This window comes from Sinorhizobium sp. M4_45, from assembly GCF_002885915.1.
Lineage (GTDB): Bacteria > Pseudomonadota > Alphaproteobacteria > Rhizobiales > Rhizobiaceae > Sinorhizobium > Sinorhizobium meliloti_A.
The window spans coordinates 227,993-241,546 of sequence record NZ_NWVE01000002.1; the positions used below are offsets into that span (position 1 = coordinate 227,993).

The following is a 13,554-nucleotide window of genomic DNA, read 5'->3' on the forward strand; positions in this document are numbered from 1 at the left end:
CCAGGTGACGACAGCCATCAGTGCCGTCCCTGGGTGACGATGACGGGGATCAGAAGATCGCCCCAGTTGCCGTCGCCGCCGTGATGGCGGGCCGAACGGACCAGTTCGACGGAGACGCCGGCGTCCACGGCCTTCATGACCGCCTGGTTGAGGCGATGCAGGTCGTTGGCGACCATGCGGATCGCCGCCTGCTGTTCCGGTGTCATGGCCGACGATTGTTCCTCGGCCCGTTCCTTGACGCGTGTCTGTACAGTCATCGGAGTGCTCCTTTGGGCGATGGTCGCGGGGGACTTCTTCGACCCGCTTCAGTTTCGAGGTCTGGTTGGGGACGCGCGGCGGGGCAGGGGTGCCGCGCGTCCCGCTCGTTCATTCTGCTGCCGGGCGGAACTGATCGTGCTCGGTGGATTCCTTCATGGCCGTGGTCGACGACTGGCCGCCGGTGATCGCGACCGACACGGCATCGAAATAGCCGGTCCCCACTTCGCGCTGGTGCTTGGTCGCCGTATAGCCGTTGGCTTCGGCTGCGAATTCCGCTTCCTGCAGTTCCGAATAGGCCGCCATCTGCCGGTCCCTGTAGCCGCGCGCCAGTTCGAACATGCCGTAGTTCAGCTGGTGGAAACCGGCGAGCGTGATGAACTGGAACTTGTAGCCCATGGCGCCCAATTCGCGCTGGAACTTGGCGATCGTCGCGTCGTCGAGGTTCTTTTTCCAGTTGAAGGACGGCGAGCAATTATAGGCGAGCAGCTTGCCCGGATGCGCCCTGTGCACGCCTTCGGCGAACTTGCGCGCCTGCTCCAGGTCGGGCTTGGAGGTCTCGCACCAGATGAGATCGCAATGCGGCGCATAGGCGATCGCGCGGGCGATGCAGGGCTCGATGCCGTTCTTCACCTGGTAAAAACCCTCGACGGTGCGGCCGGCATCGTAGTCGACGAAGGGGCGGTCGCGCTCGTCGATATCGGAGGTGAGCAGCTTCGCCGCTTCCGCGTCGGTGCGGGCGATGACCAGCGTCGGCGTACCCATTACGTCGGCGGCAAGCCGTGCCGCATTCAGATTGCGGATATGCGCCGCGGTCGGGATCAGCACCTTGCCGCCGAGATGGCCGCACTTCTTTTCCGACGCGAGCTGGTCCTCGTAGTGGACGCCCGCCGCACCCGCTTCGATGAAGGCCTTCATGATCTCGAAGGCGTTGAGCGGCCCGCCGAAGCCGGCTTCCGCATCGGCGACGATCGGAGCGAACCATGTATCGACGGAGAGACCCTTGCCTTCCGCCGTCTCGATCTGATCGGCGCGCTGAAGCGTGCGATTGATGCGCTTGGCAAGTTCGGGAGCCGCGTTGGCCGGATAGAGCGACTGGTCCGGATACATGGCGGAAGCGGTGTTGGCGTCGGCTGCGACCTGCCAGCCGGAGAGATAGATCGCCTTCAAGCCCGCGCGCACCATCTGCATCGCCTGATTGCCGGAAAGCGCGCCGAGTGCATTGACGAAGTCCTCCTCATGGATGAGCTTCCAGAGGCGGTTCGCACCCATTTCGGCAAGCGAATAACGGATCTCCACCGAGCCCCTGAGCCGCTTCACGTCCTCGGCGGAATAGGGCCGCTCGATTCCGTCGAAGCGCCCCTCCGGCGCATGGGGAACGAGCTTGTAAAAATCAGTCATACTTGCCTCCTCGTGAAATCGCTTCGTCTTCGGCTTTCGTCTTGCGGCACCTCTAGGCCGAAAGATCATGTGACAGTTTTTACATTGCGCTGCATAAACCTGCTATCGAATTCCCGTAGCTAGCGGCTGGAAACGGGTTAGCTTGTCTTGCCTTTGACAGTATGCGGAAGTAAAGTTGTAAAAGATGTCAAAGCGGATCATCTGCCGAATTTGTAAAGGGAATTACAAATGGCCGAGAACAAGATCTTTGCCGGGCCGCGGGTCAGGCGAATCCGAAACGGCCTTCAGCTGACGCAGACGGCCATGGCCGAGGGGCTTGGCATCTCTCCTTCCTATCTGAACCTCATCGAGCGCAACCAGCGGCCGCTGACGGTGCAGCTGCTCTTGAAACTGGCCTCCGTCTACAAGGTCGACCTCGAAGAGCTCCAGGGCGAGGCGGGCAGCGGTCTTGCGCAGCTGCGCGAGGTCTTTGCCGATCCGCTGCTTGCCGGCGAACTGCCGGGGGATCAGGAGTTGGTGGAGGTCGCCGAAGCGGCGCCGAACGTCTCCGGTGGCATCGTCAAACTTCATCGCGCCTACCGCGAACAGGCGTCGCGGCTGAGGGATCTCGCCGCCCTGCTGGCGGGCGAGGGACACATGGCGGCACTTGCCGATACGCGCCTGCCGATGGACGAAGTCCGCGAGGCTTTCGAGGCACGGGCCAATCACTTCGCCCGCATAGAGGAGGCGGCGGAGGCCCTGCATGCAAGCCTCTCGCCCGGAGACGATCTTTCAGGCGCAATGAAGGCTTGGCTCAGAAGGGAGCACGGCCTGGCGGTGCGGACGCTGCCGGTGCACGTGATGCCCACCCTGCGCCGCCGCTTCGACCGCCACTCGATGCGCCTCTTCGTCTCCGAACGCCTGTCGCCCTTCGATCAGCTGCGCGAGATCGCGATCGAGGTGGCTTCGATCGCCTGCCATGAGGCGATTGCCGCCGAGCTCGAGCAGTTCCGCTTTACCACGGCCGAAGCGCGGCGCATCGGCCGCTTCGAACTCGCGCGCTATGCTGCCCATGCGCTGATGATGCCCTATGCGGCATTTCTCGCCGCCGCGCAGCGGATGAAATACGATGTGGCTGTCCTGGCAGCGCGTTTCCAGGTTTCCTACGAGCAGGTCGCCAACCGTCTGACGATGCTGCAGCGGCCCGGTGCGGCGGGGGTTCCGTTTTTTCTCATCGAGATCGACAGCGCCGGCAACAGGCTGCGTCGCGCCGGAGCGCAGGGATTTCCCCATGCCCGCTTCGGCGGCGGCTGTCCCAAGCTCAACGTCCAGGCTGCCTTTGCCGTGCCCGGCCAGGTTCTCGTCGATCGCGTCGGAATGCCTGACGGCACCGAATTCATCACTGTCGCACGCACCGTCGACGGTCCGCAGGCCGCCTTCCACGAACGGGTTCGGCGCACGGCGATCCTCGTCGGTTGCGAGGCCGCCTTCGCGAGCGAGATGGTCTATGGCGCCGCCGCGGTCGTGCCGGCGATCGCAATCGGTCCGGCCTGCCGGCTTTGCGAGCGGCAGGGGTGCCTGGCGCGCGCCGAACCGCCGATCACTCGACCGCTCGGTCTCGACGAGATGGCCACCGGGCTGAGCGTCTTCGACTTTCAGTGAGCCTGCGCGAAATGGCACGCAATCCGCAGCGGACGTCGTGATGACGCCAGCAACTCCCCGAAACGCTCCCCATCCCTGCGACAAGGACAGGGTGCGGTAAGAGGAGGGAATTTCGGGTGAAAAACCGCGAACCACTTTTTTCCTGGAACCGCTCTAACTCCTTGAGCTTATCGAGAAAGATGCCTAACCTCCGCATCGGCACGATCAAAAGACGGGGCGTAACGGCACTGGAGAAGAAATTACTGTCCCGAGCCGATAATCAAGAGGGGAGTTGCATGTCCAAACTCATCGTCGCAACCTTGACCACCGCGGTGCTTGCGGGATCGACCATGCTGGCTTCGGCCCAGGAGCGGGTCGTCAACGTCTATAACTGGTCGGACTATATCGATGACAGTATCCTCGAGGATTTCACCGAGGAGACCGGCATCAAGGTCGTCTATGACGTGTTCGACTCGAACGAGATTCTGGAAACGAAGCTGCTCGCCGGCGGCTCCGGTTACGACGTCGTCGTTCCGACCGCCTATTTCCTGCAGCGCCAGATCGCTGCCGGGGTGTTCCAGAAGCTCGACAAGTCGAAACTGCCGAACATTTCCAACATGTGGGACATGGTCATGGAGCGTACCGCGCAGTACGATCCCGGCAACGAATACGCCGTCGACTACATGTGGGGCACGACCGGCATCGGCTACAATGTCGAGAAGATGAAGGAGATTCTCGGCACGGACGAGAAGCCGAACTGGGATGTCATTTTCGACCCGGAGATTGCGGCGAAGTTCAAGGACTGCGGCATCCATCTCCTCGATTCCCCCACCGACATCATGCCTTCGGCGCTCGCCTATCTGGGGCTCAATCCCGACAGCCACGACCAGGCGGACCTCGAAAAGGCAGCCGACCTGCTGATGAAGGTCCGGCCCAATATCCGCAAGTTCCATTCGTCCGAATATATCAACGCGCTCGCGAACGGCGACATCTGCCTCGCCGTCGGCTTCTCCGGCGACGTCTTCCAGGCGCGCGACCGGGCGGCCGAGGCGAAGGCCGGCGTGACCGTCGACTACTCGATCCCGGAGCAGGGCGCGCAGATGTGGTTCGACATGCTGGCTATCCCCGCCGATGCGCCGCATGTCGCCGAGGCGCATGAGTTCATCAACTACATGATGAAGCCGGAAGTCATCGCCAAGGCCTCGAACTACGTGTTCTACGCCAACGGCAACAAGGCCTCGCAGGAGTTCCTCGACAAGGAAGTGCTCGAAGACACCGCCATCTATCCATCCGATGCCGTGATGCAGAAACTCTTCACCACGACGCCCTTCGAGGCCAAGGAGCAAAGGGTATTGACCCGGCTCTGGACCAAGATCGTCACTGGTCAGTAGGAAAACGAATTGCCCGGACCTCAAATCCGGGCAATTTTCTGCATGTTTCTGCGCTCAACTCTCGACGTGTCGGCGCCGGCCATTGCGTATGGGCTGCGCCATTCGAGGATAGATGATGAAGTCTCTCGGAAGTATCCGGCGTTCTTTCGCGCCATGGGCGGACCCCGCCTCCAAGCCTTTCATTTCCGTCAAGAACGTCACCAAGAAGTTCGGTGACTTCACCGCCGTGGACGATCTTTCGCTGAACATCTACACGCGCGAATTCTTCGCCCTGCTCGGCGCTTCGGGCTGCGGCAAATCCACCCTCCTGCGGATGCTGGCCGGTTTCGAGCAGCCGACATCGGGCGAAATCATCCTCGACGGCCAGAGTCTGGCGGGCATCCCGCCCTACCGCCGCCCCGTCAATATGATGTTCCAGTCCTATGCGCTGTTTCCGCACATGACGGTCGAAAACAACGTCGCCTTCGGCCTGAAGCAGGACGGAATGCCGAAAGCGGACATCGCCGAACGCGTCGGGCAGATGCTGAAGCTCGTCAAGCTCGAGAAGTTCGCCAGGCGCAAGCCGCATCAGCTTTCCGGCGGCCAGCGCCAGCGCGTCGCCCTTGCCCGTTCTCTGGCAAAGCGGCCGAAGGTGCTGCTGCTCGACGAACCGCTCGGCGCGCTCGACAAGAAGCTGCGCGAGGAAACGCAATTCGAGCTCATGGACCTCCAGCAGGAACTCGGCCTCACCTTCGTCGTCGTCACCCACGATCAGGAAGAGGCGATGACCATGGCGGACCGCATCGCCGTCATGAGCCACGGCAAGGTCGTCCAGGTGGCGACGCCGGCGGAGATCTACGAAGCGCCGAATTCGCGCTTCGTCGCCGATTTCATCGGCGACGTGAACATATTCGACGGCAAGGTCACCGCGGCCGAAGACGGCTATATACGTGTCGAGACGACGGGCGGTATACCGGTCCGGATGGCGTCGCCGGAAACGCCGGGAAACGGCGCAAAGGCGGCCGTCGCCATCCGGCCCGAGAAGATCAGAATTGGCCGACAGCCGCCGGCGCATGCGCCGGTGAACGCCGCCGAGGGCGAGATATGGGACATCGGCTATCTCGGCGACATGACGGTTTTTCACATCCGGCTGAAGGACGGCAAGGTCGTCAAGGCGTCATCGCTCAACGCGGCGCGAGCGGTCGAGGACCCGCTCGGTTACGACCAGCAGGTCTGGATCTCCTTCGGTGAAGATGCGGGCGTCGTTTTGAAGGATTGAAGCCATGGCGAAACTCGCCTCAGCCATCGTCAGCCGCCTGGTCATAATCATTCCCTATGCCTGGCTCCTGTTCTTCTTCCTCATTCCTTTCTTCATCGTCTTCCGCATCTCGCTGTCGCAGACGGCCGTCGCGATGCCGCCCTATATGCCAGTCTTCGACCTGGCGGGCGGCCTTTCCGGCATCGTGGAGAAGCTCGGTGAATTCTCGCTCGACAATTACGTATGGCTGACCGAGGACGTCCTCTATTTCAACGCCTATATATCGAGCGTCGTCATCGCCGCTATCTCGACCCTGCTGACGCTCCTGATCGGCTATCCGATCGCCTATGGCATGGCGAAGGCGCCGCGTTCGCTGCGACCCACGCTGCTGATGATGGTGATCCTGCCCTTCTGGACGAGCTTTCTGATCCGCGTCTATGCCTGGATCGCCATCCTGAAACCGGAGGGCCTGCTCAACCAGTTTCTGTCGGCGGTCGGCCTGATCGATCAGCCGCTCATCATCCTCAACACCAATTGGGCGATCTATATCGGCATCGTCTATTCCTATCTGCCCTTCATGGTGCTGCCGATCTACTCGGCGCTTGAGAAGATGGACCACTCGCTGACCGAAGCCGCCCAGGACCTCGGCTGCACGCCTGCCGCCGCCTTCTGGCGCGTGACCTTTCCCCTGTCGCTCCCCGGCGTCGTGGCCGGCTGCCTGCTCGTTTTCATTCCGGCTGTCGGCGAGTTCGTGATTCCCGACCTCCTCGGCGGCTCGGAAACGCTGATGATCGGCAAGACCTTGTGGAGCGAGTTCAATTCCAATCGCGACTGGCCGGTTTCGTCTGCCGTGGCGATCATCCTGCTCATGATCCTGGTGATACCCATCGTCTATTTCCAGAACATTCAGGCCAGAACCGACGGCGAGGGGAGGTGAGCTATGGAGAAGTGGTCCCGTTTCAACATCGCCTCGGTCGTTCTAGGCTTCGGCTTTCTCTATCTGCCGATCGTGCTCCTGGTGATCTTCTCCTTCAACGAGTCGAAACTGGTCACCGTCTGGGCGGGCTTCTCGACCAAGTGGTACAGTCAGCTCTGGCATAACCAGGGCCTTCTGGACGCGGCCTGGGTAACGATCCGGGTGGCGTTCCTTTCGGCGACCTGTGCGACCGTCCTCGGAACTCTGGCGGCACTCGCGCTGGTGCGCTACACCCGATTTCGCGGCCGTGTTCTCTTTTCCGGCATGGTCTATGCGCCTCTGGTGATGCCGGAGGTGATCACCGGCCTGTCGCTGCTGCTGCTCTTCGTGGCGATCGGGTTCGACCGCGGTTTCTGGACGATCACGCTCGCCCATATCACCTTCACCATGTGCTTCGTCGCGGTCGTGGTCCAGTCGCGTCTTCTGAGCTTCGACCAGTCGATCGAGGAGGCGGCGCTCGATCTCGGCGCGACCCCGGTCAGGACCTTCTTCGCGATCACGCTGCCGGTGATCGCGCCGGCCGTCTTTTCCGGCTGGATTCTCGCTTTCACGCTCTCGCTCGACGATCTCGTGATTGCTAGCTTCACGACCGGGCCGGGCGCCACGACGCTGCCGATGAAGATCTATAGCCAGGTCCGCCTGGGCGTGACGCCGGAAATCAATGCCATCTGCACGATCCTGATCGGTATCGTCGCTTTGGGTGTGATCGTCGCATCGATCGTCACGAAGCGTCGTGAAGTCCAGCGCGAAAAGGACGAGCGAGCAGCCTTCGCGGCGATTGGTTGAGCGAGGGCGTGTTGAGGTTCATCTCGCGTTTGTGACGGCTGCTCGGAGGAGTGCCATCTCTTTTCCTCCTCATCTCTCACGAGCACAGGGGTGAGGAGATCAAACAAGCCGCTGCGAAAACCGCCAATCTCAACAGGCTTCAAAGCACTTCCACGAAAAGTGTGTAACGGTTTCCGTCCGGAGTGCATTGTCTCAAAGATGTTACTGTGGACTGAGGAGAACCGAAAGCGGTGAGATTACTGCGTTCGGCCAGGAGCCGCCGATGAAGAATTGCAGCGGTTCCTTGTTGGCCTCGGGGCCTGCGAGCGTTCCCGCCAGGGCCAGACTGCCGCTTCGATAGGGGACGACGCCGGTCACCGAAATATTGCCGGCGGGGCCGACGAAAGCGGCCCGGTCCAGCCGTGCGGTGCCGCTGCCGAAGCTCGCCTCGATGTCGGCCGTCTGGAACTCGAGCGTGCCGTCGCTTGCCTGCGACAGGGAGAAGAATTCCCCCTTGCGCACGAGATCGGTGAAGGCGTGAACGTCGAAATCGGCGAGCCTACCGTTGGTGAGCGAATAATCGAGACGGCCGAAGACATCGGCGAGCCCCGTCTCCCAGAGGGGGCGGCCGGTCGCAAGTTCGACGCTGAGAACGCCCCGGCCGGTCGGAACGGGACCCTTGAGGCCGAAGCTGTCGAGGACGGCAGCGAAATCGGCGTCTTTCAGGTTCATCTGCAGCTTGCCGCCTTGCCCCACCCCTTTTTCCGAGAGCACGGCGCGGCCGCTCAGCCTGCCATTCGCATAGGTGCTGTCGCCGATGTCGAGCGAAACCCGGCTTCCGTCGATCATCACTCCGGCAGCGACATCGGTCAGGTGCAACGGACCGGCCAGGACTTCCTGGGACGACAGCCGGACATCCAGACGCCAGCCCCCGACAAGAGTCTGGGCCATCCGCCATCCGCGGTCGTCCTCCTGTGCCGGCTTCAGCGTTGTCAGGGGCAAGCCGTTGAGGTCGATCCGGTCGAAGGCGAGCGTGCCTTCCACGCGCGGCTCCTTGCCGGAGGGCAATTGCACATCCAGAACGCCCGTCGCCGTGGCTTCGCCGACCGCCAGCTGCAGGTCCTCGAGCTTCAACGCCGTCTCACCGGTGGTCACCCTCGTATCGATACTGAACCCGCCCGGAGGCAATCCCGCATCCGGAGCCCCGCGGTACCACGCGGCAAGCGCTGCCAGTGAAGGTGCGGACATCTGCAGATGGCCGAAGGCGAAAGGCTGGGTGGAGAAATTGCCGATACCCTCGAAGGAAAAGGTCAACGGAGCCGAGGTGAGCGATGTCTTGAGAGCGGCGTTGCGCCTGGCGAAGAGGGCGAGCGGCTCCTCGCATACGAAGGCCCAGCCAACCGCTTCTCCGCCGATGATCGCGGAGAATTGTGCGCTCAGCCGCCCTCCGAAGGAAGGCCATTTGAGGGTACCGGAAATCCCCGCGACGTCTATGCCCTCACCGGTTGGCGCCATGTGGTCGACAACGCGGAAGCGGCCATTCTCGATGGTGATGTCTCCGAAGGGAGCCTCGTCACGCGGCACGGTATTGCCCGGCGGCACCAGCCAGTCCGGTTTTTGCCAGTTGAACGCGCCGTCGGCCCCGCGCTCGAGCGTGAGGACCGGATCGACGAGCGTGATCTCGTCAAGAGCCTGTTCGCCACGAAGTGCGGAAAGCAGGCTGAACGAAGCGGTGATGCGGCCGATCTCGGCGAGCGGGCGCGGCTCGGGTCCGGTGGAGACGATCGTCGTTGCGGGGAGCGTCACCACGGGTTCCGGCCAGAACCGGACTTCCGGCTCGCCGCTGATCTTGCTTTTCCCGCCCGACCAGTCGTCGAGCATCCGCTCCATCGCCGCGCGGGCCTCGGTCGTCGAAACCACGAGCGGCAGCGCGGCATTGTATGCGGCGGCGAGGGCGATGCCTATGGCGGCCGACCAAACGAGGTGGCGCCGGCGAAGCCGCGCCCACAGGCGCGAATCGCCCAATATCTGGAACATCTTCCTCGTCATTTCGGTCGGACTGCCATCGCCTCGGGTAAGCCGCTTGGATAGGACTTCAGCCTGCATAAAGCAAATGCCGCTGACATGGAAATGTCGCCGTCGCGATCATGCGGAGCCGCATCCGCACTGTTTGTTCCGCGCTGCAGCATGATATAGAAAAGTCCGAAGAGCGGAGGAAAGCATGCAAGCAGAACGGCCTTTATGGATTCCGGACAGGGAAATTCTCGAGCGCAGCCCGATGGCTGAGTTCATCGCCTGGTGCGGGGAGCGCTTCGGGCGCAGCTTCTCCGACTATGATGCCTTTCATGACTGGTCGGTGACCGAGCGCGGCGATTTCTGGACCGCCGTATGGGAGCATTGCAAGGTGATCGGCGAAGGCGGAGAAAGGGCGCTGGTCGACTGCGACCGGATGATCGACGCCCGCTTCTTTCCGGAAGCGAAGCTCAATTTCGCCGAAAACCTGCTGCGCAAGTCGGGGAACGGCGATGCCCTGATCTTCCGCGGCGAGGACCAGGTGAGTTATCGGCTGACCTGGGACGAACTGCGCGCCCTGGTGTCGCGTCTGCAACAGGCGCTGAAGGCGCAGGGGATCGGCGTCGGCGACCGCGTCGCCGCTATGATGCCGAATATGCCGGAGACGATCGCCCTCATGCTTGCGACCGCTTCGGTCGGCGCGATCTGGTCGTCCTGTTCGCCCGATTTCGGCGAGCAGGGCGTTCTCGATCGCTTCGGCCAGATCGCCCCCAAGCTCTTCGTCGTTTGCGACGGCTACTGGTATAACGGCAAGCGGCAGGACGTGGACGCGAAGGTGCGTGCGGTGGCCAAGGCGCTCGGGGCGCCGACCGTCATCGTTCCCTATGCCGGAGACAGTGCCGCGCTTGCGCCGACCGTCGATGGCGGGGTGACGCTTGCCGATTTCATCGCCGAATTCCAGGCCGGACCGCTTGCCTTCGAGCGCCTGCCGTTCAGCCACCCGCTCTATATACTGTTCTCCTCGGGCACGACCGGCGTACCCAAATGCATCGTCCATTCTGCCGGCGGAACGCTGCTGCAGCACCTCAAGGAACATCGCTTCCATTGCGGGCTGAGGGACGGCGAGCGGCTGTTCTATTTCACCACCTGCGGCTGGATGATGTGGAACTGGCTGGCCTCGGGCCTCGCCGTAGGCGCAACGCTGTGCCTCTATGACGGCTCACCTTTTTGCCCCGACGGCAACGTGCTCTTCGATTATGCCGCCGCCGAACGCTTCGCCGTGTTCGGCACGTCGGCGAAATATATCGACGCCGTGCGCAAGGGTGGATTCACCCCGGCAAAGACGCACGACTTGTCGTCCTTGCGGCTCATCACGTCCACCGGCTCGCCGCTTTCGCCGGAGGGCTTCTCCTTCGTCTATGACGGCATCAAGGGCGATGTCCAGCTCGCCTCGATTTCCGGCGGCACCGACATCGTCTCCTGCTTCGTGCTCGGCAATCCGCTGAAGCCGGTGTGGCGCGGAGAGATCCAGGGCCCCGGCCTCGGCCTCGCCGTCGATGTCTGGAACGACGAAGGCAAGCCGGTGCGCGGCGAAAAGGGCGAACTCGTCTGCACCAGGGCGTTTCCGTCGATGCCAGTCATGTTCTGGAACGATCCGGACGGCTCGAAGTATCGAGCCGCGTATTTCGACCGCTTCGACAACGTCTGGTGCCACGGCGATTTTGCCGAATGGACGCCGCATGGCGGCATCGTCATCCACGGCCGCTCCGACGCGACATTGAATCCCGGCGGCGTGCGCATCGGCACGGCGGAAATCTACAATCAGGTCGAACAGATGGATGAAGTCGCCGAAGCACTGTGCATCGGCCAGGACTGGGAGGACGATGTCCGCGTCGTCCTGTTCGTGCGGCTGGCCTCCAGAGTCGAGCTGACCGAAGGACTGACAAGGGAGATCAGGAACCGCATCCGGTCCGGCGCCTCGCCGCGGCACGTGCCGGCGAAGATCATCGCCGTCGCCGACATACCTCGCACCAAGTCCGGCAAGATCGTCGAACTGGCTGTGCGCGACGTGGTGCACGGCCGTCCGGTCAAGAACAAGGAAGCGCTGGCGAACCCGGACGCTCTCGACCTCTTCGCGGGGCTGGAGGAACTCAAGAGCTGAATTCGTCTATGACCTGCGTTCGAGCGACCGGGACACCAGGATGACGGGGACCATCCCGGCCAGGACGATGATCATCGCCGCAACGGAGGCGTCTTCCACCTTCGCCCGCGAGGCATCCTCGTAGACCAGCGTCGCGAGCGTATTGAAATTGAACGGACGCAGCATGATGGTCGCGGAAAGCTCTTTCATCGTCTCTATGAAGACGAGGAGCGCGGCCGTCAGCACTGCGGGCCGCATCATGGGCAGGAGGACCGCCCGCAGCGTCTGGCCGCTCGTGCGCCCGAGCGCGCGTGCGGCCATGTCCAGATGCGGCGACAGTTTCTGGAAGCCGGCCTCGAGCGTCCCTTCCGCCATGGTCAGGAACCGGACCGTGCAGGCATAGATGATGGCAAAGCCGGTGCCGCTCATGAGCAGGCCGGTGGAAATCCCGAAAAGCCCCCGCATCTCGGCGTCGATGGCATTGTCCAGGGCCGCGAGCGGAAAGAGCACCCCGATTGCCAGGACCGTTCCGGGCACGCCATAGCCGAAGGAGGCGAGCCGCCCGGCGATATCGATGATGCGCGAACGCCCGGTGCGCGCGGCATAGGCGAGCACGAAACCCAGGAGCACGGTCGCAAACGCCGTCAGTCCGGAGACGAGGATGCTGTTTAGCAGCGCACTCAGGAGGCGGGGTGCCAGGAACTGGTCGAGGCGTTTCAGGGCATAGTCGCCCAGAACGAGGAATGGAACGGCAAAGCCCGACAGCGTCGGCAAAAGGCAGGCGGCCGTCGCTGCCCATTTCTTCCAGCCGGAAAGTTTCAGCCTCGCGGCGTCGTGAACTGCGGCCGTGGTCTTCTGGCTCGCAAAGCGCTGTCTGCGGCGCGCCACCCTCTCGACCATCATCAGCCCAATGACGAAAACCAGCATGATGCAGGCGATCTGCGCCGCGCCGGCGAGGCTGCCGCGGTTGAGCCAGGTGTCGAAGATGGAGAAGGTCAGGGTCTGCACACCGAGAAATTCGACCGCCCCGATATCGTTCAGCGTTTCCATGGCAACGAGCGTGAGGCCGATCATGATCGCCGGCCGCGCCATCGGAAGCTGGACGCGGAAGAAGACCTTCAGCGGTCCGGCGCCGAGCGTCCGGGCCACGTCCGCGGCGGCGCGGCCCTGCATGAGGAACATGGAGCGGCAGGCGAGATAGATATAGGGATAGAGCACCGAGCTCAGCACGAGCACGGCGCCGCCGAGGGAGCGCACGTCGGGAAACCAGTAATCGCGGCTCGTCTGAAATCCGAAGAGGGCTCGGATCAGACCCTGCACAGGGCCGGTGAAGGTGAGCAGCTCCCCGAAGGCATAGGCCGAAAGATAGGCCGGTATGGCAAGCGGCAGCACCAGGGCCGCGGAAAGGAAGCGGCGTAACGGAAATTCATAGGTTGCCACCAGCCAGGCGGTGACGATGCCGATCACGGCGGTGGCGGTGCCTGTGAACAGGACCAGGAGAAGCGTGCGACCGGTTGCGCGCGGGATGACGTTTTCAATGAGATGCGGCCAGTCTGCGGTGCCGCCGGAAATGGCGAGCCACGCAATGGCAAGAATCGGCATGAGCACGACGGCGGAGGCGAGTCCGGCCCAGCCGGTGAGCAGCGGATGGTGAAGGCCGGTGCCGGAGCTGGCGTAGCGCCGCTTGAGGCTTTTGGCGGTGAAGTGCAAACGATCCGTCCGAAGCAATGCCGATCGAAATGACGAGTGAGGAAAC

The 13,554-nt window shown here is 62.8% G+C and carries 10 protein-coding genes; 6 read left to right on the forward strand and 4 right to left on the reverse strand.

From position 1 onward, the window contains the following. Window positions 1-17: 17 nt before the first annotated feature. Complete coding sequence (locus CN933_RS06735; RefSeq protein ID WP_003527087.1) at window positions 18-257, reverse strand: SMc00767 family acetate metabolism repressor; 240 nt, start codon at window positions 255-257, stop codon at window positions 18-20. Window positions 258-366: 109 nt separating this feature from the next. Continuing rightward, window positions 367-1,656, reverse strand: coding sequence for an isocitrate lyase (gene aceA, locus CN933_RS06740; protein WP_018094265.1), 1,290 nt, complete (start codon window positions 1,654-1,656; stop codon window positions 367-369). A 228-nt stretch (window positions 1,657-1,884) separates the two neighbouring features. Between aceA and CN933_RS06745 the strand changes: the two genes are divergently transcribed. The 5 genes from CN933_RS06745 (at window position 1,885) to CN933_RS06765 (ending at window position 7,666) form a co-directional block, all read left to right on the forward strand. Continuing rightward, the gene (locus CN933_RS06745; RefSeq protein WP_102761371.1) at window positions 1,885-3,297 is read left to right on the forward strand and encodes a helix-turn-helix domain-containing protein; all 1,413 of its coding nucleotides are present in this window, start codon (window positions 1,885-1,887) and stop codon (window positions 3,295-3,297) included. A 275-nt stretch (window positions 3,298-3,572) separates the two neighbouring features. Continuing rightward, a complete protein-coding gene (locus CN933_RS06750) occupies window positions 3,573-4,667 on the forward strand; it encodes a polyamine ABC transporter substrate-binding protein (RefSeq protein ID WP_102761372.1) in 1,095 nt (364 codons plus the stop codon). A gap of 115 nt (window positions 4,668-4,782) precedes the next feature. Continuing rightward, window positions 4,783-5,925, forward strand: a complete 1,143-nt coding sequence (locus CN933_RS06755) for an ABC transporter ATP-binding protein (RefSeq protein WP_026168535.1) — start codon at window positions 4,783-4,785, stop codon at window positions 5,923-5,925. Between the two features lie 4 nt (window positions 5,926-5,929). Further along, window positions 5,930-6,841: an ABC transporter permease subunit gene (locus CN933_RS06760; protein WP_018094269.1), complete on the forward strand. Its 912-nt coding sequence runs from the start codon at window positions 5,930-5,932 to the stop codon at window positions 6,839-6,841. A gap of 3 nt (window positions 6,842-6,844) precedes the next feature. After that, complete coding sequence (locus CN933_RS06765) at window positions 6,845-7,666, forward strand: ABC transporter permease subunit (RefSeq protein ID WP_018094270.1); 822 nt, start codon at window positions 6,845-6,847, stop codon at window positions 7,664-7,666. 201 nt (window positions 7,667-7,867) lie between these two features. Here CN933_RS06765 and CN933_RS06770 read toward each other — a convergent pair whose 3' ends face one another. Next, on the reverse strand, window positions 7,868-9,694 hold the full coding sequence (locus CN933_RS06770; protein ID WP_018094271.1) for an AsmA family protein: 1,827 nt from the start codon (window positions 9,692-9,694) through the stop codon (window positions 7,868-7,870). Window positions 9,695-9,866: 172 nt separating this feature from the next. Here CN933_RS06770 and CN933_RS06775 point away from each other — a divergent pair, with 172 nt between their 5' ends. Next, window positions 9,867-11,819, forward strand: a complete 1,953-nt coding sequence (locus tag CN933_RS06775; RefSeq protein WP_018094272.1) for an acetoacetate--CoA ligase — start codon at window positions 9,867-9,869, stop codon at window positions 11,817-11,819. Between the two features lie 6 nt (window positions 11,820-11,825). On the opposite strand, the gene CN933_RS06780 is transcribed toward CN933_RS06775, so the two are convergent. Then, on the reverse strand, window positions 11,826-13,508 hold the full coding sequence (locus CN933_RS06780; RefSeq protein ID WP_018094273.1) for an ABC transporter permease: 1,683 nt from the start codon (window positions 13,506-13,508) through the stop codon (window positions 11,826-11,828). Window positions 13,509-13,554: the final 46 nt, after the last annotated feature.